Here is a 20,035-nt window from a genome sequence, read left to right on the forward strand (position 1 = left end):
AGGCCCGCCGGATCGCTCCGGCGGGCCTTTTTTCGTGCGCGACAGACGATCAGAAGGTGATCGTAGTGCCGATCGCGATCTGGCGGCCGAGCGCGTCATAGCGCTGCGGGATCGTGTTGTTGCGCGCCAGACTGATATTGTACGAATTCGCCAGGATCGGCGGGTTCTTGTCGAGCAGGTTGTTCGCGATTACGCGGAAGGCGAACTGCCGTGCGATGTTGAAGGTCAGCGCGAGGTCGAAATAGCTCGCCGGGGCGATGCGGTAGAAGGTCGTCTGCGCCCGATCGGGCGTGCCACCGATCGCCGCATCGCCCGAGTTGTTCGCGCTGGTCAGCGAGCCGATGTAGCGCCAGTTGAACGAAGCGTTGAAGATGCCGTCCGAGGTCGAATAGGTCGTCCGCAGGCCATGCGTCCACTTCGGCAGCAACTGGCTGCACCCGTTGGCGAAATAGCCGGTGCAATTGCGCTGCGGCTGGACCGGCGAATCCTGGCCGCCGGCGAAGGTGGTCAGCGAGCCGTTGAAGTCGAAGTCCAGCCGGCCGACGCTGCCGAGACCAAGCGCGTAGCTGCCTTGGAAATCCCAGCCCCGGGCAATCGAATAATAATAATTGGTCGTACCCGCCCGGATGAAGCCGCTGGTCGGGTTGCCCGATGCCGCAGCATAGAGCGTGCCGTTGGCGGCACGGACGATCCCCGAGCAGAAGAATGGATCGCCGTTCGAGCGCTGGCAGCCATCGGTATAATAGCTGTCGTCGTTATAGCCGAGCGAGTTGTTGATCTTGATCCGGTAGCGATCGACCGAGAAGACCAGCCCCTTGATGAAGCGCGGCTTGACCACGAGGCCGTAGGTCTGGGTGTAGGCGGTTTCGGGATCGGCGGTGAAACCGCCCGAGCGCACGGTGCACTGGTCGTTGGGGCACAGCAGCGTCGTGCTGCCGTAAAGCGCATCCGACAGGCCGGTGGCGCGGCAGACCTCGCGCGAGGCAATCGGCGTGCCATAAGTGATCGTGCCGTTGGTGTTGGTCACCGTCGGTGCGCAGAAGTCGTTCTGCGAACCGCCCTGACGCGAGAAGCTGATGTTCGACGCCTGATAGGCTTCGACCACGGTCGGCGCGCGCTGCGCCTTGTTGAACGAGGCGCGAAGGGTCAGGTCGGCGACCGGAGCGTACAGACCCTCGATCTTCCAGGTGGTGAACTTGTTGGGATTGCTGCTGTACTTGGACAGGCGATACCCACCGTTGGCCTGCAGCAGATGCGCGAACGGGCGATCCTGGATCAGCGGCGCCTGCACCTCGATGTTCGATTCCCAGACGTGCTGGCTGAGGTCGGACGGCGCGCCGCCGTAATCCTCGATGAAGCCCGGCGTCAGCTCGGAGAACTGGCGATCCTTGCGGAATTCGGTGCCGAGCGCGAAGGCGACGCCGTCGGTGGCGAGCGGCGAGGTGATGCCGTAGCGGCCGAGATCGCCGGTCATGTTCGCCTGCACATCGTAGAGCAGGCCGACGGTCTTCTGCCGGGCCGGGTCGAGGTCGCCGTACAAATAGTTGATCAGCGCCTGATTGCCGTTGCCGGCGCTGAATGCGTCGAACGGTACGCAGGCGCCACCGGACACGCAGGTCGGCGTGCCGTTGACGTTGACGACGTTAAGCGAATTGTTGACCCGGTCGAAGTTAGGCAGGCGCGACGAATCCCAGATCTGCTGGTTGCGCGAGAAGACGCCGCCGATGTCATAGGTCCAGGCATCACCGACCTTGCCGCGCACGCCGCCGGTCGCGCGGATACCGGTGTTGGTATAGGTGTCGGTCATGAACGGCGCGTTGAACCGGTAGCGGACGTCGACCGGCACGGTGGTCGCCGTCCCGGCGGCGGTACCGCAGAGGATGCCGGCCTGCTGCGTCGACAGGAACGGGTTGTTGCAATTGACCCGGAAGAGATCGGAGCCGTAATTCGCCGCCGCGAAGACGCGGGTCGGATAGCGGTTGATCGACTTGTCGCGGAACCACAAGGCCGAGCCATAGACTTCGAATTCCGGCGACAGCTTCAGCGTGACGAAGCCGCCGGCGTTCACGCGATTGTCCTGCCGCTGGTAGGAATAGCCGTCATACGGATTGGCGGCATTGCCCACCCCGGTGCCATAAGGCACGAAGGTGCGCGTACCGTTGGGATCGTTGACGAACTGCCGCCCGGCATTGGTGCCGCTGCCCGGCGAGACGAAGCCGCTGACCGAATAGGTCGACAGCGAGCAGCTCAGCGGGCCGTCCTTGCCGGTCTGGATGAGCTGGCACGCCGAGGTCGAGCGCGCGTCATAAGGCACCAGATCGGCGTGGCGGTAATTGACGAAGCCCGACATGTTGAGCTTGCCGTCGAACAGCGAGGTCCCTGCGGTAAGCGCCAGATCGGCACGGCCGCCGTCGTTGACCTGGCCGAGCCGCGGCGAGAAGCCGGAGTTCTGCGCGGTCTGCGTCACCAGATTGGACTTGTTGACGTGATTGTAGAAATTGTAGTTGGCGTCGATCCGCACGCCGGTGAAATTCTGCTTCATCACGAAGTTGACGACGCCGGCGACCGCATCCGAACCATAGACCGACGAGGCACCGCCGGTGAGCACGTCAACGCGCTCGATCAGCGCCACCGGGATGATGTTGGTATCCTGGCCGTTCTGCGTGCCGAGCCGCTTGCCGTCGACCAGCACCAGCGTCCGTTCGAACCCGAGGCTGCGCAGCTTGATCCGCTGGCGACCGTCGGAATCCTGATAGTTCTGCTGGCTGTCGGGCGAGATCTGCGGGAGCCGGTTGAGCACCTCTTCGACGTTGATCGGCGCCTGCGCCCGGATGTCGGCAGCGGTGACCGAGGTGATCGGCGCGGCGGCGGTGCTGTTGGGGCGGACGATGCGCGTGCCGGTGACGACGATCTCGCCATCGCCGCTGCTGTCCGGCGCCTGGCCGCTGATCGTCGCGGCCTTGACGCTGCTGCTGTCGGCGGCGGTGTCGGTCTGCGGTTGGATGCTATTGGTATCATTGGCGATCTGCGCCGTCGCCGGCGCGGCGAGCAGCAGCCCGCCCGCGAGGGCGAGCAGCGACACATGGGTATTCAGGTTCATGACAGCAGCCCCTTTGACGAGCCGCGATTATTCGCTGGCCCGATACGGCGAAGCTTCGTCAGACGCCCCGGTCAGTCAATACCGAAACATGACCTTTACAATACTTTGTTGCGGGAATGTGACCCGGTTGCATCACTTCTGTCGCTGCGAGGCAACGGTCAGCTCGCTTCTTGCCGCAACGGCCGCGCGAGCAGCGCGCCAATGACGTCGTCCACCGGCGCGCCCTCCAGCAGGCGGCAGACCGCGGCGGTGACCGGCATGTCGACGCCCGCCGCCGCCGCCGCCTCGCGCAGCACCGGGGCGGTGAAGGCGCCCTCGGCGACGGTGCGGCGGTCGGCGAGCAGGTCCGCGGCGGCCCTGCCCTGCCCCAGGCCGACGCCGAGCGAGAAATTGCGGCTGCTGGTCGAGGAACAGGTGAGGACGAGGTCGCCGAGCCCCGACAGGCCGGCGAGCGTCTCGGCGCGCGCGCCACGGGCGAGGCCGAAGCGCGTCATCTCGGCGAAGCCGCGTGCGATCAGCGCGGCGCGGGCGTTCTGGCCGAGGCCGGCGCCATCGACCACGCCGCAGGCGATGGCGAGCACGTTCTTGACCGCGCCGCCGATCTCCGCACCGACGACGTCGCGGCTGGCATAGGGGCGGAACTGCGGCGCGGCGAGGCGTTCGGACAGTGCGCGCCCGAGCGCCTCGTCCGCCGCCGCCAGCGTCACCGCGGTGGGCAGACCGGCGGCCACCTCGTGCGCGAAGGTCGGGCCGGACAGGACGGCGACGGGCGCCTGCGGATGGACCTGCCGCGCGACCTCGCCGACGAGTAGCCGGGTGCCCGCCTCGATCCCCTTCGCGCACAGCACCAGCGGGCGCGTGCCGACCGCGATCTGCGACAGCACGCCGCGGACGTGCTGCGCCGGCGCGACGACGAGCAAGGCGTCACAGGCGGCGAGATCGCCGACATCGGCGGTGGCGCGGATCGACGGCGACAGCGGCACGCCGGCAAGAAACAGGCGGTTCTCGTGACCGGCGTTGATCCCCTCGACCACCTCGGGCTCGCGCGCCCACAGCGTGACGGGCTCGCCGCGATGCGCGGCGACCTGCGCGAGCGCCGTCCCCCAGGCGCCGCCGCCGATGACGCCGATCTTCATGGCCTCGACCTCCCCCTGATGGATCCGGTTCATGCCTTCACACCGGCGCCGCGCACCGCCTCCGCATCCGGATCGAGCGGCCAGCGCGCGCGCGCCGGCGTGTCGAGCGGATCGGTGAGCCCGGCGGCGAACCGCTCTGCCCCCGCCCAGGCGATCATCGCGGCATTGTCGGTGCACAGCCACAACGGCGGCGCGACGAAGCGCAGGCCGTTGGCGGTGGCGAGCGCCTGCAGCGCGCCGCGCACCGCCGTGTTCGCGGCGACGCCGCCGGCGACGACCAGCGCGGTGGCGTCGATCCCGGCGATGCCGCGGCGGGTGCGATCGATCAGGCAATCGACCACCGCCGCCTGGAACGACGCGGCGATATCCTCCGGCGCATGCTGGCCGACCGCGCGCGCGACCGCGCTCTTGAGCCCGGCGAAGGAGAAATGCGGCTCGGCCGAGCCTTTCAGCGGGCGCGGCAGCGGCACGACCGGGCGGCCGAGCGCCGCCGCCTTCTCGACCATCGGCCCGCCGGGGAAGCCGAGGCCGAGCAATTTGGCGGTCTTGTCGAACGCCTCGCCCGCGGCATCGTCGATCGTCGTGGCGAGGCGGCTATAGCGCGCGACGCCCTTCACCAGCAGCAACTGGCAATGGCCGCCCGAGACGAGCAGCAACAGATAGGGGAAAGCGAGATCGGGATCGGACAGCCGCGGGCTGAGCGCATGGCCTTCGAGATGGTTGACCGCGATCAGCGGCTTGCCCGCGGCATGCGCGAGCGCCTTGCCGGTGACGAGCCCGACCATGACGCCGCCGATCAGCCCGGGACCCGCGGTGGCGGCGATCGCGTCGACCTGATCGAGCCGCAGTCCGGCGTCGGCGAGCGCGGCGCGGACGAGTGGTTCCAAGGCCTCGACATGCGCGCGCGCGGCGATTTCGGGGACGACGCCGCCGAACGGCGCATGCGCCGCTTCCTGGCCGAGCAGGCGGTGGCTGAGCACCTGCCGGTCGCTGGTAACGAGCGCGGCGGCGGTCTCATCGCAGGAGGATTCGAGGCCGAGGATGATCCGGGGAGACATGGCCAAGTCTTTACGCGCGTTGCCGGAGGTTGTCGAAGGGTGGGGATTTCGGCCATGGCGGCGGGAGATTGCCGTCCTCACCCTTCCCAACGGGAGACGCCCACGGCGGCGATGGGTGAGGCCGGATAACAGGAGCAGACGGGTGGCGATCAAATTCAGGCTGGGTACGCGGGGATCGCCGCTCGCGCTGACGCAGGCAGGGATGGTGCGCGACGCCTTGTGCGCCGCGCATGGCTGGACCGCGGACGAGGTCGCGCTGGTCGTCATCCGCACCACCGGCGACCGCGTGCAGGACCGACCCCTCGCCGAGATCGGCGGCAAGGCCCTGTGGACCAAGGAGCTCGACCGCGCCTTGCTCGACGACGAGATCGACGCGGCGGTCCATTCGATGAAGGACGTCGAGACGATCCGCCCGCCGGCGATCGCCATCGCCGCGATGCTGCCGCGCGCCGACGTGCGCGACCGGTTGATCGGTGCGGACAGCGTCGCCGATCTGGCCGCGGGCGCGGTGGTCGGCACCAGCTCGCCGCGGCGGCGCGCGCAATTGCTGCGGCTGCGCCCGGACCTGACGGTCGTGATGTTCCGCGGCAACGTCGACACGCGCCTCGCCAAGCTGGCGGCCGGCGAGGCGGACGCGACGCTGCTCGCCGCGGCGGGGCTCGACCGGCTCGGGCGCGACGGTGTCGGCCGCGCGATCCCGACCGACACGATGCTGCCCGCCCCGGCACAGGGCGCGGTCGGTATCGAGGTGCGCAGCGCCGACGCCGGTGCGGCGCGGATCGTCGCGGCGATCGACGATGCCGCGACCAGCGCCTGCGTGCTGGCGGAGCGGGCCCTGCTCGCCGGGCTCGGCGCCGACTGCCATTCGCCGGTTGCCGCGCTCGCCGCTTTGTCGGGCGAGATGCTGACGCTGCGCGCCGAGCTGATCGCCGAGGACGGCAGCGCCTTCGTCGAGGGCAGCGGCGAGGGCACCGACGGCAGCCTCGTCGCCGCGGAACTCGCCGCCGACCTGCTGGCGCGGGCGCCCGAGGTGGTGCGGCGGCTGTTCCAGCCGTGAGCCTCTCCGGCCTGCTCGTGGTGCGGCCCGAGCCCGGCAATGCGCGCACCACGGCGCGACTGCGCGCCGGCGGCGGCGCGGTGCTCGGCCGGCCGCTGTTCGCCGCCGCGCCGATCGCATGGACGCCGCCCGACCCCGCGGCGTTCGACGCCTTGCTGGTGACCAGCGCCAATGCGGTGCGCCTCGCGGGCGCCGGATTGGCGCGGCTCGCCGGGTTGCCGGTGATCGCGGTCGGAGCGGAAAGCGCGGCGGTGGCACGCGACGCCGGCTTGCGCGTCGCGGTCGTCGGCGACGGCGGCGTCGCCGACGCGCTGACGGCGTCGGCGGCGGCGGGACTGACGCGACCGCTGCATCTGGCGGGACGCGAGCATATCGACAGCGGCCACCCGACCGCGATCGTCTATGCCAGCGCCGAGCTGGACGTCGACGCGGCGGCGTTCGCCGCGGCGGCGGCGGGGCGGATCGTGCTGCTCCATTCGGTCCGCGCCGCGCACCGCGTCGCGGCGCTGATCGCCGGCCGGCACGCGACGGGCGTCGCAGCGCTGAGCCCCGCCGTCCTCGCCGCGGCGGGCGACGGCTGGGCGTTCGCCCGCGCCGCGGCGATGCCGACCGACGCCGCCTTGTGTGCGCTCGCGCTCGCACGGACGATTGACCGTGCGGCGGGGGGCGGGGATAAGAGGCCATGACCGACTATACGCCGATCGATCCCAGGCCCGCGGCAACGCCCGTGCGCGGGCCGCGGACGGGGGTGTTCCTGGCGATCATCGCCCTCGCCTTCGTCGCCGGGGCGCTGCTCACCGGCTATCTCATGAAACAGGTCGGCTGGCTGAGCACGACCTCCGCCGCCGAGCGTGCGCTTGCGGCGAAACGCACGCAGCCCGATCCGGCCAATTTCAACCCGGCGCAACCGCTCAACGCCAACGGCCAGACGACCAACGCGGCGCTCGAGCCGGCCGCGCTCGCCTCGCGCGAGGCGACGCTGGCGGGGCAATTGACCGCGCTGGAGGCGCGCACCGCAGCGGTGGCGAGCGATGCCGTGGTCGCGGGCGCGCAGGCGGGTCGCGCCGAGGGGCTGCTGGTCGCCTTCGCCGCCCGCCGCGCGCTCGATCGCGGCGTCGGCCTCGGCTATCTGGAGGAGCAGTTGCGCACCCGCTTCGGCACCGTCCAGCCGCGCGCGGTGGCGGCGGTTATCGAGGCGTCGCATCAACCGGTGACGCTGGAGGATCTGCGCCAGGGCCTCGACGCGATCGCGCCCGAGATCGCCACGGTGAGCAGCGACGGCTGGTGGGCGAGTCTGCGGCGCGAACTCGGCGGGCTGGTGGTGCTGCGCAAGGCGGGCACGCCGTCGCCGCGGCCCGCCGACCGGCTGGCGCGGGCCCGCCGGCTGCTCGAGGGCGGACAGGTCGAGGCGGCGCGCGCCGAGGTCGCGCGGCTGCCCGGCGCGCGCGATGCGGGCAATTGGATGCAGGCGGCCGACCGCTACGTCACCGCGCGCCACGCGCTCGACCAGATCGAAGGCGCGGCGATCATGGGCCAAGCGAGCAAGCCCACCGTCGCCGCCGCCGCCCCGGCCCCCGCGGCGGAACTGCCCGCGATGCCCGACACGCTGTCGAACGAGGAAGCGACGACCTCGGTCGGGATGTGAGCGGCGGCCTATGACGCCATGCTGGCAGGGCCTTGCCGCTGGTCGCTGGCGTTCGCCTGAGCAGGGGCATCAGAGCAATCCAAGGTTTTGAAGCCACTGCTTGAGCTGTGACGGCCATTCCCTGGTGATCGGATCGGCAGTGGGCCGCATTCCAAAGGCATGGCCACCGTTTGCGTAGAGACGCATGTCGACCGGCACGCCGACGTCGTTCAACGCCAACGCATAGGCCATCCCCTGACGGACATTATCCGTCGGATCGTTCATGGCGTGGATGATGAGCGTGGGTGGTGCGTTCGGGCTGATCTTCACCCACGGTTGCAGGTCGAGGCTGTTCTTCCCTTTGCTGTCATCGAGCATCCGCGCCGTATAGGCGACGACCGCAAAGTCCGGCCGCGGCGATTGCCGATCGGCCGCATCGGTCAGCGGGTAGGTGCGCTCTTCCGTATTGCTCATGTTCGCCACCAGATAGGCGCCCGCAGAGAAACCAATCACGCCGATCTTGTGGGGATCGATCCCATAAGTTGAGGCCCGCTGCCGCAACAATCCCATCGCGCGCTGAGCGTCTTCCAGCCCCAACAGCACCTTAAGTCGCTGCTGCTTTCCGTCCTCTTTCGGCCAAACCTGCGGTGTCCGATACTTCAGCATGACGCAGGTCATACCTTGCTGCACGACCCAGTCACAGATTTCTGTGCCTTCAAGGTCCGTCGCAACCGCGTAGAACCCTCCGCCGGGCAAGACCATCATCGTGGTGCCGGTGTTCCGCCCTTTCGGCCTGTAGATCGTCATGGTCGGCCGGGTGACATAGCTTGCCCAATGCCACATTTTCCCGCCGACCAGCGGTGAGCCGTTGCCGGTAGCTTCAGGATGATCGCCCGTATCCGGTTTCGTCAAAGCCACATTCGCAGGCCAGAGCGGCACTTGCGTTCCGCCCGGGGTTGGCTGCCATACGCCTGCCCGCTCGACTTTCGGCACCTCGATCTTCGCAGGCGATCTGTTCGGCCGGCTGGTTTGCCCACAGGCTGCCCCGGCAATGCAGATCACGAGTGCGAGACGCACGACGATCCGGAACCGCAACACAATTGTAACTCCTGTTTTGACGGTACAGCTGGTGCTTTAGGATCGGCGTGGTTGCAGGCACTCTTCTTCACAGAACTTTTGCCGAAGCGGTTGCACCGGAAGCGCAGGCCTCAGGTTAGGCGCCAAGGCTTCGTACAACGCCTAAAGCACGCGTTACGCCGAGACCCGCTCAATCAGCGCCATTGCACCCCGCGGCGCGCGAATCTTGGCGCCGTTGATGAAGAACACGAACGTGTCGCGCTGCGCCTTGGCCGGGGCGTCGGCGACCACATAGGGCAGCCCCTCCGGCCAGCCACCCGCCTGCCACGTCCGCGCCGCCCGTGCCCAATCGTCGAGTGCGGCATCGGTATAGCCCGCCGGGTTCTGCTCCTCGGCCGCTTCCAGCCGTGCATAGACGAAGTCGGCGGTGACGTCGGCGATCGCCGGATAGTCCGCCGAATCGGCATAGACGATCGCGACGTTCGCCGCCCGCGCCATCGCGACGAAGGCGGGGTCGGCGAAGCTCTCGTGCCGCACCTGTACCGCGTGGCGCAGCGGCACCCCGGCGTGGCTGCCGGGCAGTAGCTTGAGGAAGGCGCCCATGTCGTCGGCGTCGAACCTTTTGGTTGCCATGAACTGCCACAGGACCGGTCCGAGCTTGTCGCCGAGCTCGGTGATCCCCTGCCCAACGAAGCGCTCGACCGATTCGCCCGCCTCGGCGAGCACCTTGCGGTTGGTGGCGTAGCGCGACGCCTTCACCGCGAAGACGAAGCCGTCGGGCGCGGCGGCGGCCCAATTGGCGAAACTCGCCGGCTTGAAGCTCGAATAATAGGTGCCGTTGATCTCGATCGCGGTGACCTGCGAGGCGGCATAGTCCAGTTCGCGTTTCTGCGGCCATTTGGCAGGATAGAAGGTCCCGCGCCACGGCTCGTAGGTCCAGCCGCCGATACCGATTCGGATTGTCATGATGCCATCATATCACTGCGGCAGAGCCGTGACGATGAAGGCGATCTTGGTGACGATCGGGTCGCTCGGCGATCTCCATCCTTTTATCGCGATCGGGCGGGCGCTGGCGGCGCGCGGGGTCGACGTGGTGCTGGCGGTGCCAGCCGATCATATCGACAAGGTCCGCGCGGCGGGGCTCGCCGCCGAGCCGATCCTGCCGAGCTTCGCGGCGATCTGCGCACGGCTCGGCATCGATACGGCAACCGCGACGCGGCGTGCGATCACGCAGCGCCGCTTCGTGCTCGAAACCGTGATCCTGCCCTCGCTCGCCGACAGCACCGCCGCGCTCGACGCGCTGGCAGGCGGCGCCGATGTCATCGTCGGCTCGCTGTTCGCGCCGGCCGCCGGGATCGTCGCCGAAAAACGCGGGCTGCCGCTGGTCGCGATCAACCTTCAGCCGATGGCGCTGTTCTCCGCCTGGGACCCGCCGCTCACTCCGGACGGCGCGCTGATGATCGATCGGCCCCGCGGACGGCTGGGGCGAGGATGGAATCGCGCACTGCTCGGAACGGTCCGTGCCACGGTGCGCGCCCGTTATGGCGGCGCGGTCGCGTCCGTGCGGCAGGCGCATGGCCTCGCGGCAGCCAAATTGGCACCGGTGTTCGATCCGATGCCTACGCAATGCGCGACGTTATGCTGCTATTCGCCGCTGCTCGCACCGGTACAGCCGGATGCGCCGCCGGGCTGCGAAGCGATCGGCTTTCCAGTCTACGATCGTGGCGAACTCGCGCTCGATCCCGTCCTCGCGGCGTTTCTCGATGGCGGGCCGGCGCCGATCGTCTTCACGTTGGGATCGTTCGTCGTCCATGCGCCGGGGCGCTTCTACGACGTCGCCGCCGCGGCCGCCCGGGCGCTGGGGATGCGCGCGGTGCTGCTGACCGGCACCGCGGATACGCCCTCGGTGGACGGCGATCTGCTGCGGCTCGGCTATGCGCCGCATTCGCAGCTCTTCGGCCGTGCGGCGGCGGTCGTCCATCACGGCGGGATCGGCACGACCGGCCAGGCGATGCACGCCGGCGCGGCGCAACTGGTCCTGCCCTTCTTCGGCGATCAATTCGACAATGGCGCTCGGATCGCCCGGCTCGGTATCGGCCGGTCGCTACGCCCGGCGGCGTTCCATGGCGACGCAGCCAGCGGAACGCTACGCGCGTTGCTCGACGATCGCACAATCGCTGCCCGCGCCGCCGCCATCGCTACGCAGCTCCGTGCCGAACGGCCGACCGAAACGGCCGCCGATCGGATCATTGCGGCGGCGTTGCGATGGCGATCATCTCCTTGAGCGGTACGGCCGTATCCGCCAGCTGCGCGGGGTCGATGACCGCGCCGGCGAGTACCAGCGCGCGGCCTTGAACGTAATCGCGCGTCGCGTTGACGCAGTCGAGCGCGATCACCCGGCCCTCGCGCAGGTAGATTAGCGAGACGCTGCGGCTGGCCATGTCGCCACGCACGACGATACCGTCATAACCCGTCGACAGCCCCACCGTCTGCAGCCGCAGATCGTATTGGTTCGACCAGAACCATGGCACCGCACGATAGTCGACCGGCGTCCCGGCGATCGTTTTGGCGACCACCGTCGCCTGGTCGTTGGCATTCTGCACCGATTCGAGCCGGATGCGCGCGCCGTCGGCGAAGGCGTTGGCGTGCGTCGCGCAATCGCCGATCGCGAACACGTCCGCCAGACTGGTGCGGCACTGTGCATCGACGTCGACGCCGTTGCCGCCCGCCGCCCCCGCGTCGAGCAACGGCTCGACGGCGGGGACGATGCCGATGCCGACGATCACCATCTCTGCCGGCACCGTCTCGCCGTCGGCGAGCGTGACGCCGCACGTCCGGCCATCCGCCTCCTCGATACAGGCGACGGTGACGCCGAGCCGCACGTCGACGCCGTGCGCGCGATGCTCCGCCTCGTAGAAGCGCGACAAAGGTTCGCCGGCGACGCGCGCGAGGACGCGGGGCAGCGCTTCCAACACCGTGACCTGCTTGCCGAACTTGGCGAGCACCGCCGCCGCCTCAAGCCCGATATAGCCGCCGCCGATCACTGCGACGCGGGTGACGCCGGGCAGCTCGGCGATCATCCGGTCGACGTCGGCGCGGGTGCGCACGCCGTGGACGCCGGCGAGGTCGTGGCCCGGGCAGCTCAGCCGCCGCGGGCTGCCGCCGGTCGCCCAGATGAGCTGGCCGTAACCGATCGTCTCGCCGTCCCCGGTGGTGACGGTGTGCGCCTGCGGATCGACGCGCACGACGCGGCGGCCGAGCCGCATCACGACGTCGCGCTCGCCCCAGAAGGCGGGGGGGCGGATCAGGATGCGCTCGAACGGCTTATCGCCGGACAGATAGTCCTTCGACAGCGGCGGGCGCTCATAGGGCGGTTCGGGCTCGTCGCCGATCATCGCGATGCTGCCGGCGAATTTGGCGGTGCGCAGCGCGATCGCCGCCTGCGCGCCGCCATGGCCGGCACCGACGATGACGACGTCGTAATGGGACTGCACGCTCGTATTCTCCCGCATTGCCCTCTCCTGCCTTAGTCCCGGTGGCGGCGAAAGCCCGCTTGCCCTCCGTTCGGGTTGGGCCCGTCGAAGCCCGCCGCTCCTCAAACGCTACGTTTGCGGCAAGCAGCCCTTCGACAGGTTCGGGGCGAACGGTGTGAGTGGGTGCGCCGCTCAGTCGAAGCCATATGGCACGATCGAGCGCCGGTCGGGATCGACGAGCAACTCGCGTCCCGCGGGCGGGAAGGCGCGCTGGTCGCAATCGCGGCGCGGGCAGATGCGGCAGGACGGGCCGATCGGCGTCGCGCTGTCCGCGCCGGCGAGGTCGAGGCCGTCGCCATAGATGAACGCGCCGGCATGTTCGACCTCGCAGCCGAGCACCACCGCATAGCGACGGGCGACGCGGCGATAGCTCGACGTCGCCTTGACCAGCCCCTTGGCCATCGACACGTAGCGCGCGCCGTCGGGCATTTCGGCGACCTGGACGAGGATGCGGTCGGAGATCGCCACCGCCTCATGCGCCACCCACAGCGGGCAGGCGCCGCCATATTGCGCGAATTGCAGCCGCGTCGCCGAATGGCGCTTGGTGATGTTGCCCGCCATGTCGATGCGGCAGAAGAAGAACGGCACGCCGGGCAGCCCGGGCCGCTGCAACGTCGACAGGCGATGGCAGACCTGCTCGAAGCTCACCCCGAAGCGCTGGCGCAGCGCATCGACGTCGTGGCGTCGTGCCCGCGCCTCGGCGCGAAAGCGCGCATAGGGCATCAGCAGCGCGCCCGCACCGTAATTGGCGAGCCCAACGCGCAGCAGGTCGCGCGCCGCCTCCGAGCGCAGCGGCGCGTCGCCGACGATCCCCTCGATCAGCGCGTTCGCCTCGAGCCGGATGAGCTGGTGCGCGAGCTGGAAATGCCGCGTCTCGATCGGCTGCGCGCCGTCGATCGTCAGTGTCCCCGCCGCGGCGTCGTAGGCGCGCATCGGCGCGGCGATGCCGTCGTCGATCACCCGCACGTCGTGTGCCGCCTGCAACCGGTCGACCAGCGCCCGCCCCGGCGGCAGATCGTCCGCCAGCCCCTCGGCGAAGCGATCAAGCGGGTCGATGTAATTGCCCATGCCCTGAAACCAGTCGCGCACCTCCTCCCACGGCAGCAGATGCGGCTTGCTCCCCTGTGCGTCGACGCGGTCGTCGAGCACGCGCAACTGTTCCTGCGAACGGCGCAGCGCGGCGTGCAGCGCGATCATCCGCCGCGCCACCAGCGGCTGCTGCTTGAGGCCGCGCAGCACATCCGCCTCGTCGAGCAACGCCGCCGGCACCGACGGATCGGTCCCCGCCTCGAGCGCGCCAACCAGAGCGGCACTGTCGTCCTCGGGCGCGATCTCGACCCAGTCGAGCGGAAAGGCCCGCGCCAGTGCGCCGAGCACGCCGCCGGTGATCGGCCGGTCGCCGCTTTCGATCTGCGACAGATAGCTGGTCGAGATGCCGATCCGCCGGCTGAGCGCGATCTGGCTGAGCGACAGCCGCGCGCGCAACGCGCGCACCTGATCGCCGGCGAAGATGCGTGCACGGGGCGGTTGCTGGACCATGTGCCCCCATAGTTTGCAAACAGGTTCGTTGCAATTTTGCAAAACCACAGTTGCGGCGGCGGGCTAGGATCGGGGAAGAAGAGGCAGGAGAGAGTATGTCATCGACGCAGACCGAACTCGACCGCCGCCGATCCGCCGCCAGAGCGGGCGGCGGCGAAAAACGGGTCGCCGCGCAACATGCCAAGGGCAAGCTCACCGCCCGCGAACGGCTCGAGATCCTGCTCGACGAAGGATCGTTCGAAGAGATCGACATGTACGTCGAGCACAATTGCGTCGACTTCGGCATGGCGGACCAGGTGATCCCCGGCGACGGCGTCGTCACCGGATCGGGGACGATCAACGGCCGGCTCGTCTATGTCTTCAGCCAGGATTTCACGGTCTTCGGCGGCTCGCTGTCCGAACGCCACGCGCAGAAGATCTGCAAGGTGATGGACACCGCGCTCAAGGTCGGCGCGCCGGTGATCGGCCTCAACGATTCGGGCGGCGCGCGCATCCAGGAGGGCGTCGCCAGCCTCGGCGGCTATGCCGAGGTGTTCCAGCGCAACGTGCTCGCCAGCGGTGTGGTGCCGCAACTGAGCCTCATCATGGGTCCGTGCGCGGGCGGCGCGGTCTATTCGCCGGCGATGACCGACTTCATCTTCATGGTGAAGGATTCGAGCTATATGTTCGTCACCGGCCCCGACGTGGTCAAGACGGTGACCAACGAGGTGGTGACGCAGGAGGCTTTGGGCGGCGCGGTGACGCACACCACCAAGACCTCGGTCGCCGACAACGCCTTCGAGAACGATATCGAGGCGCTGCTCGCGGCGCGCGACTTCATCGACTTCCTGCCCGCGTCGAACCGCGAGAGCGTTCCCGAACGCCCGACCGCCGATGCCTGGGACCGGCTGGAGCCGAGCCTCGACACTTTGGTGCCGGCCTCGGCCAACCAGCCCTACGACATGCACGAGCTGATCCGCAAAGTCGTCGACGAGGGCGACTTCTTCGAGACGCAGCCGGCGCATGCCGCCAATATCATCACCGGCTTCGGCCGGATCGAGGGGCGCACGGTCGGCTTCGTCGCCAACCAGCCGATGGTGCTCGCCGGCGTGCTCGACATCAACAGCTCGAAGAAGGCGGCGCGCTTCGTCCGCTTCTGCGACGCGTTCGATATCCCGATCGTAACCTTCGTCGACGTGCCGGGCTTCCTGCCCGGCACGGCGCAGGAGCATAACGGCATCATCAAGCACGGCGCCAAATTGCTGTTCGCCTATGCCGAGGCGACCGTGCCGAAGATCACCGTCATCACGCGGAAAGCCTATGGCGGCGCCTATGACGTGATGGCGTCCAAGCATCTGCGCGGCGACCTCAATTACGCCTGGCCGACCGCCGAGATCGCGGTGATGGGCGCGAAGGGCGCAGTCGAGATCATCTTCCGCGGCCGCACTCCCGAGGAGATCGCCGAGCGCACCGCCGAGTACGAGGCGCGCTTCGCCAATCCCTTCGTCGCGGCGAGCAAGGGCTTCATCGACGAGGTGATCCAGCCGCATTCCACCCGCCGGCGCATCGCGCTGGGCCTGCGCAAGCTCAAGGGCAAGGCGCTGGAGAACCCGTGGAAGAAGCACGACAACATCCCGTTGTGAGCCCATCTCCTGAACATTATAAGCATATGTGAAGGAGACGACTCATGCAGACCGAACGCGTGACCTTTCTGACCACCCCCGATCACAAGGCGGCGCTCGATGCGTTCGCGGCCAGCAACGGCAAGTCCGTCGGCCATGTCGTGCGCGAGGCGTCGGCGATATATATCGCGCAAGCCGCGGTGGATGAAGACGAACAGCAGCTGGCGGCGCTGGTGCGTGAGGTAAACATGGCCGTTCCCCGGATGCGCGCCGACATCAAGGACGCGATCGCCAGCATCGACCATGCGAACGCCGTGGTCGATGCGGTTCTCGCCGGCGAAGGACCGAGGCCATGAGTTTCATCGGCGATACGATGAAGGCGCTTCGCAACGTCCTCCTGCTGCAAGAGGACGTACGCCAGCTCAAGGATATGGTCACCAGCCAGAGCGGGCGACTCGCGGCGCTGGCAGAAGCGCATGCCACGTTGCGCGAGCGCGTCAGCCGACTGGAAGGCGTGATCGAGGGCGCCGCGATGGCGACGCGGCAGCGGCGGATCGAGGAATGACCGACCACGCGCCGTTGGGCCGCCTCAACCATATCGGCGTCGCGACGCCATCGATCGCGCGGTCAGTCGAGACGTATCGCACCCTGCTCGGCGCGACCGCGATCGGCGAGCCGTTCGATCTGGCCGCGCAGGGGGTGAGGGTGTGCTTCATCGACACGCCCAATACGCAGATCGAGCTGATCGAGCCCTATGACGAGAGTTCGCCGATCGCCGGCTTCCTGCGCAGCAATCCTGCCGGCGGCCAGCATCACCTGTGTTTCGAGGTCGCCGACATCCATGCCGCGATCGCCGACCTCACCGCCAAGGGCGCGCGCGTGCTCGGCGAACCGCGGATTGGCGCGCACGGCACGCCGATCGTCTTCGTCCATCCGAAGGACATGGGCGGCGTGCTGGTCGAACTGATGGAGACGCCGCTTGCCGGACATTGAGGTCAACACCGGCGAGGACAGCGGCGCCGCGCCCGCCCTGCCGCCGGCCCCCGAACCGACGCCGCAGCCGGGCCTCGCCGACTGGCAGGCCGCCGCCGCGAAGGAGGTGAAGGGCAAGGACCTCATCTGGCAGACGCCCGAGGGCATCGCCGTCAAGCCGCTCTACACCGCCGCCGATGCGCCGGTCGATCCGGGCCTGCCCGGCTTTGCGCCCTTCACCCGCGGCGTGCGCGCGTCGATGTACGCCGGCCGGCCGTGGACCATCCGCCAATATGCCGGCTTCTCGACCGCCGAGGAGTCGAACGCTTTCTACCGTCGCAATCTCGCCGCCGGGCAGAAGGGGCTGTCGGTCGCCTTCGATCTCGCGACGCATCGCGGCTATGATAGCGACCATCCGCGCGTCACCGGCGACGTCGGCAAGGCGGGCGTCGCGATCGACACCGTCGAGGACATGAAGATCCTGTTCGACGGCATCCCGCTCGACCAGATGAGCGTCAGCATGACGATGAACGGCGCGGTGATCCCGATCCTCGCCTTCTTCATCGTCGCCGGCGAAGAACAGGGCGTCGACCGCAAATTGCTCGACGGGACCATCCAGAACGACATCCTCAAGGAGTTCATGGTCCGCAACACCTATATCTACCCGCCCGAACCGAGCATGCGGATCATCAGCGACATCTTCGGCTATACCAGCCGCGAGATGCCCAAGTTCAACAGCATCTCGATCAGCGGCTATCACATGCAGGAGGCGGGGGCGACGCAGCTGCACGAGCTCGCCTTCACCATCGCCGACGGCATGGAATATGTGAAATACGGCGTGGCATCGGGCCTCGACATCGACAAGTTCGCCGGGCGATTGAGCTTCTTCTTCGCGATCGGCATGAATTTCTTCATGGAGATCGCCAAGCTGCGCGCCGCGCGCGTGCTGTGGCATCGCGCGATGACGCAGCTCGGCGCGCAGGACGAGCGCAGCAAGATGCTGCGCACGCATTGCCAGACGAGCGGCGTGTCGCTGACCGAGCAGGACCCGTACAACAACGTCATGCGCACGACGATCGAGGCGATGGCGGCGATGCTCGGCGGCACCCAGTCGCTGCACACCAATGCGCTCGACGAGGCGATCGCGCTGCCCACCGATTTCTCCGCGCGGATCGCGCGCAACACGCAGATCGTCATCCAGGAAGAGACGGGGATGACCAAGGTCGTCGATCCGCTCGGCGGCAGCTATTATGTCGAAAGCCTGACGCAGAGCCTGGTCGACGGCGCGTGGGAGATCATCGAGCGGGTGCAGGCCGAGGGCGGCATGGCCAAGGCGGTCGCCGCCGGCTGGCCCAAGGCGATGATCGAGGAAGCCTCCGCCGCGCGCGCCGCACGCGTCGACCGCGGCGAGGACGTGATCGTCGGCGTCAACAAATACCGCAAGGATGGCGAGGACCCGATCGACATCCTCGACGTCGACAATGTCGCGGTCCGCGAAGCACAGATTCGCCGCATCGAACGCGTCAAGGCGAGCCGCGACGAGGCGGCATGCCGCGTGGCGCTCGATGCGCTGCGCGAGGCGGCACGTATGGCGCCGGCCGTTCGCCCTGAGCCTGTCGAAGGGCAGGCACAGGGGCTTCGACAGGCTCAGCCCGAACGGGACTGGGAACAGAGCAATCTGCTCGCGCGAGCGGTGGATTGCGCCCGCGCCCGGGCGACGCTGGGCGAGATCAGCAACGCGATGGAGGACGTGTTCGGCCGCTTCGGCACGCAGCCGACGCCGGTCAAGGGCATCTACGGCGGCGCCTATGCCGACGATGCACGCTGGCTGCGGCTCGAGGACGGCGTCGCCGCCACCGAACGGCGACTGGGGCGCAAACCGCGGATGCTCGTCGCCAAGATGGGGCAGGATGGCCACGACCGCGGCGCCAATCTGGTCAGCAGCATGTTCGGCGATCTCGGCTTCGAGGTCGTGCCCGGGCCGCTGTTCCAGACGCCCAGGGAAGCCGCGACGCTCGCGGTCGAGAAGGACGTCGACGTCGTCGGCGCCTCCAGCCTCGCCGCGGGCCACAAGACCCTGATCCCCGAGTTGATCGCCCATCTGCGCGATGCCGGACGCGCCGATATCAAGGTGATCGCCGGCGGCGTCATCCCGGCGCAGGATTATCAGGGCTTACGCGATGCCGGCGTGCAGGCGATCTTCGGCCCCGGCACCAATCTCATCACCGCCGCCGAGGATGTGCTACGGCTGCTCGGTCACAATATGCCGCCACAGGATTCCCCAGAATGACCCGTACCGACTGGACCCGCGCCGAGATCGCCGCGCTGTTCGACCTGCCGTTCGACGAACTGATGTATCAGGCGCAGACCGTCCACCGCACGCATCACGCGCCGTCGGAGGTGCAGCTTTGCACGCTCCTGTCGATCAAGACCGGCGGCTGCCCGGAGGATTGCGGCTATTGCTCGCAATCCGCCTCGTCGGACAGCGGGCTGAAGGCGGCGAAGCTGATGCAGGTCGACGCGGTGCTCGCCGATGCGGCGGCCGCCAAGGCGGCCGGGTCGCAGCGCTTCTGCATGGGCGCGGCGTGGCGCAATCCCAAGCCGCGTGACATGCCGGCGATCGTCGCGATGGTCGAAGGCGTGCGCGCTATGGGGATGGAGACGTGCATGACGCTCGGCATGCTCGAGCCGGAACAGGCGCAGCAGCTCGCCGCCGCCGGGCTCGACTATTACAACCACAATATCGATACCTCGCCCGAGAATTACGGCAACGTCATCACGACGCGCACCTTCCAGGACCGGCTCGATACGCTGGAGAACGTGCGGCAGGCGGGGATCAACGTCTGCTGCGGCGGGATCGTCGGCATGGGCGAGACGCGCGCCGATCGCGTCGGCTTCGTCCATGCGCTCGCCACCTTGCCGCGTCATCCCGAGAGCGTGCCGGTCAACGCGCTGGTGCCGGTGAAGGGCACGCCGCTCGGCGACATGCTGGCGGACACGCCGATGGCCCGGATCGACGAGATCGAGTTCGTCCGCACCGTCGCGGTCGCGCGGATCACCATGCCGATGTCGATGGTGCGCCTGTCCGCCGGTCGCGAGTCGATGTCGGAGGCGACGCAGGCGCTGTGCTTCATGGCGGGCGCCAATTCGATCTTCACCGGCGACAAATTGCTCACCACCGGCAACGCCGGCGACAGCGCCGACGCGGCATTGTTCGCCAAGCTCGGCCTGACGCCGATGGAGAGCGCCGAGCCGATGCGGGTGGCGGCCGAATAGCCTGCCGGGGAGGGTCTGCCCTTACCCCGAAAACCATCAAACCCGCAGGCGGACCGGCCCCC

General features: G+C 68.6%; 17 protein-coding genes. 10 read left to right on the top strand and 7 right to left on the bottom strand.

Features of this window, described 5'->3' with window-relative positions:
• Positions 1 to 49: 49 nt before the first annotated feature.
• The 3 genes from MC45_RS14100 to tsaD all read right to left on the bottom strand — a co-directional run bounded on the left by MC45_RS14100 (position 50) and on the right by tsaD (position 5,294).
• Positions 50 to 3,100, bottom strand: coding sequence for a TonB-dependent receptor domain-containing protein (locus tag MC45_RS14100; protein WP_052075681.1), 3,051 nt, complete (start codon positions 3,098 to 3,100; stop codon positions 50 to 52).
• Positions 3,101 to 3,258: 158 nt separating this feature from the next.
• Positions 3,259 to 4,236, bottom strand: coding sequence for an NAD(P)H-dependent glycerol-3-phosphate dehydrogenase (locus MC45_RS14105; protein WP_038667476.1), 978 nt, complete (start codon positions 4,234 to 4,236; stop codon positions 3,259 to 3,261).
• Between the two features lie 29 nt (positions 4,237 to 4,265).
• Complete coding sequence (tsaD, locus tag MC45_RS14110; protein ID WP_038664424.1) at positions 4,266 to 5,294, bottom strand: tRNA (adenosine(37)-N6)-threonylcarbamoyltransferase complex transferase subunit TsaD; 1,029 nt, start codon at positions 5,292 to 5,294, stop codon at positions 4,266 to 4,268.
• A gap of 142 nt (positions 5,295 to 5,436) precedes the next feature.
• Between tsaD and hemC the strand changes: the two genes are divergently transcribed.
• The 3 genes from hemC to MC45_RS14125 are packed head-to-tail and all read left to right on the top strand — an operon-like array spanning position 5,437 to position 7,996.
• Positions 5,437 to 6,351, top strand: a complete 915-nt coding sequence (gene hemC / locus MC45_RS14115) for a hydroxymethylbilane synthase (protein WP_038664427.1) — start codon at positions 5,437 to 5,439, stop codon at positions 6,349 to 6,351.
• Positions 6,348 to 7,037, top strand: a complete 690-nt coding sequence (locus MC45_RS14120; protein WP_038664429.1) for a uroporphyrinogen-III synthase — start codon at positions 6,348 to 6,350, stop codon at positions 7,035 to 7,037. The genes hemC and MC45_RS14120 overlap by 4 nt, the downstream gene beginning before the upstream one ends.
• On the top strand, positions 7,034 to 7,996 hold the full coding sequence (locus MC45_RS14125; protein ID WP_038664431.1) for a hypothetical protein: 963 nt from the start codon (positions 7,034 to 7,036) through the stop codon (positions 7,994 to 7,996). The genes MC45_RS14120 and MC45_RS14125 overlap by 4 nt, the downstream gene beginning before the upstream one ends.
• A gap of 69 nt (positions 7,997 to 8,065) precedes the next feature.
• On the opposite strand, the gene MC45_RS14130 is transcribed toward MC45_RS14125, so the two are convergent.
• Both MC45_RS14130 and MC45_RS14135 read right to left on the bottom strand, forming a co-directional pair.
• Positions 8,066 to 9,073 (bottom strand): alpha/beta hydrolase, encoded by a 1,008-nt coding sequence (locus MC45_RS14130; RefSeq protein WP_038664433.1) that lies wholly within the window; start codon positions 9,071 to 9,073, stop codon positions 8,066 to 8,068.
• A gap of 153 nt (positions 9,074 to 9,226) precedes the next feature.
• Positions 9,227 to 10,018, bottom strand: a complete 792-nt coding sequence (locus MC45_RS14135; RefSeq protein WP_038664435.1) for a DUF72 domain-containing protein — start codon at positions 10,016 to 10,018, stop codon at positions 9,227 to 9,229.
• A gap of 34 nt (positions 10,019 to 10,052) precedes the next feature.
• On the opposite strand from MC45_RS14135, the gene MC45_RS14140 reads away from it, so the two are divergent.
• Positions 10,053 to 11,336 (top strand): glycosyltransferase, encoded by a 1,284-nt coding sequence (locus MC45_RS14140; protein WP_038664437.1) that lies wholly within the window; start codon positions 10,053 to 10,055, stop codon positions 11,334 to 11,336.
• Here the strand turns inward: MC45_RS14140 and MC45_RS14145 are convergent.
• Positions 11,299 to 12,564 (bottom strand): NAD(P)/FAD-dependent oxidoreductase, encoded by a 1,266-nt coding sequence (locus tag MC45_RS14145; protein ID WP_038664439.1) that lies wholly within the window; start codon positions 12,562 to 12,564, stop codon positions 11,299 to 11,301. The two genes, MC45_RS14140 and MC45_RS14145, sit on opposite strands and share 38 nt — an antisense overlap.
• A 153-nt stretch (positions 12,565 to 12,717) precedes the next feature.
• Entirely contained in the window at positions 12,718 to 14,124 is a 1,407-nt protein-coding gene (locus tag MC45_RS14150) for a helix-turn-helix domain-containing protein (RefSeq protein WP_038664442.1), read from the bottom strand.
• Positions 14,125 to 14,219: 95 nt separating this feature from the next.
• On the opposite strand from MC45_RS14150, the gene MC45_RS14155 reads away from it, so the two are divergent.
• From MC45_RS14155 to bioB, 6 genes are read left to right on the top strand one after another with little or no spacing between them, the layout of a single operon-like run.
• Positions 14,220 to 15,746, top strand: coding sequence for an acyl-CoA carboxylase subunit beta (locus MC45_RS14155; RefSeq protein ID WP_038664446.1), 1,527 nt, complete (start codon positions 14,220 to 14,222; stop codon positions 15,744 to 15,746).
• A gap of 44 nt (positions 15,747 to 15,790) precedes the next feature.
• Positions 15,791 to 16,081: a hypothetical protein gene (locus tag MC45_RS14160; protein WP_038664449.1), complete on the top strand. Its 291-nt coding sequence runs from the start codon at positions 15,791 to 15,793 to the stop codon at positions 16,079 to 16,081.
• Positions 16,078 to 16,290, top strand: a complete 213-nt coding sequence (locus MC45_RS14165; protein ID WP_038664452.1) for a hypothetical protein — start codon at positions 16,078 to 16,080, stop codon at positions 16,288 to 16,290. Before MC45_RS14160 ends, MC45_RS14165 begins: the two co-directional genes overlap by 4 nt.
• On the top strand, positions 16,287 to 16,718 hold the full coding sequence (gene mce, locus MC45_RS14170) for a methylmalonyl-CoA epimerase (protein WP_038664455.1): 432 nt from the start codon (positions 16,287 to 16,289) through the stop codon (positions 16,716 to 16,718). The genes MC45_RS14165 and mce overlap by 4 nt, the downstream gene beginning before the upstream one ends.
• 37 nt (positions 16,719 to 16,755) lie before the next feature.
• On the top strand, positions 16,756 to 18,987 hold the full coding sequence (gene scpA / locus MC45_RS14175; protein ID WP_038667478.1) for a methylmalonyl-CoA mutase: 2,232 nt from the start codon (positions 16,756 to 16,758) through the stop codon (positions 18,985 to 18,987).
• Entirely contained in the window at positions 18,984 to 19,973 is a 990-nt protein-coding gene (gene bioB / locus MC45_RS14180; RefSeq protein ID WP_038664458.1) for a biotin synthase BioB, read from the top strand. The genes scpA and bioB overlap by 4 nt, the downstream gene beginning before the upstream one ends.
• The last annotated feature ends 62 nt before the right edge of the window (positions 19,974 to 20,035 follow it).

Source organism: Sphingomonas taxi (assembly GCF_000764535.1).
Taxonomy (GTDB): Bacteria; Pseudomonadota; Alphaproteobacteria; order Sphingomonadales; family Sphingomonadaceae; genus Sphingomonas; species Sphingomonas taxi.

Coding starts and splice junctions, on each gene's coding strand:
- MC45_RS14100 (WP_052075681.1), bottom strand. CDS start 3,100: ATGAACCTGAATACCCATGTGTCGCTGCTCGCCCTCGCGGGCGGGCTG.
- MC45_RS14105 (WP_038667476.1), bottom strand. CDS start 4,236: ATGAAGATCGGCGTCATCGGCGGCGGCGCCTGGGGGACGGCGCTCGCG.
- tsaD (WP_038664424.1), bottom strand. CDS start 5,294: ATGTCTCCCCGGATCATCCTCGGCCTCGAATCCTCCTGCGATGAGACC.
- MC45_RS14125 (WP_038664431.1), top strand. CDS start 7,034: ATGACCGACTATACGCCGATCGATCCCAGGCCCGCGGCAACGCCCGTG.
- MC45_RS14135 (WP_038664435.1), bottom strand. CDS start 10,018: ATGACAATCCGAATCGGTATCGGCGGCTGGACCTACGAGCCGTGGCGC.
- MC45_RS14140 (WP_038664437.1), top strand. CDS start 10,053: ATGAAGGCGATCTTGGTGACGATCGGGTCGCTCGGCGATCTCCATCCT.
- MC45_RS14145 (WP_038664439.1), bottom strand. CDS start 12,564: ATGCGGGAGAATACGAGCGTGCAGTCCCATTACGACGTCGTCATCGTC.
- MC45_RS14150 (WP_038664442.1), bottom strand. CDS start 14,124: ATGGTCCAGCAACCGCCCCGTGCACGCATCTTCGCCGGCGATCAGGTG.
- MC45_RS14155 (WP_038664446.1), top strand. CDS start 14,220: ATGTCATCGACGCAGACCGAACTCGACCGCCGCCGATCCGCCGCCAGA.
- MC45_RS14160 (WP_038664449.1), top strand. CDS start 15,791: ATGCAGACCGAACGCGTGACCTTTCTGACCACCCCCGATCACAAGGCG.
- MC45_RS14165 (WP_038664452.1), top strand. CDS start 16,078: ATGAGTTTCATCGGCGATACGATGAAGGCGCTTCGCAACGTCCTCCTG.
- mce (WP_038664455.1), top strand. CDS start 16,287: ATGACCGACCACGCGCCGTTGGGCCGCCTCAACCATATCGGCGTCGCG.
- bioB (WP_038664458.1), top strand. CDS start 18,984: ATGACCCGTACCGACTGGACCCGCGCCGAGATCGCCGCGCTGTTCGAC.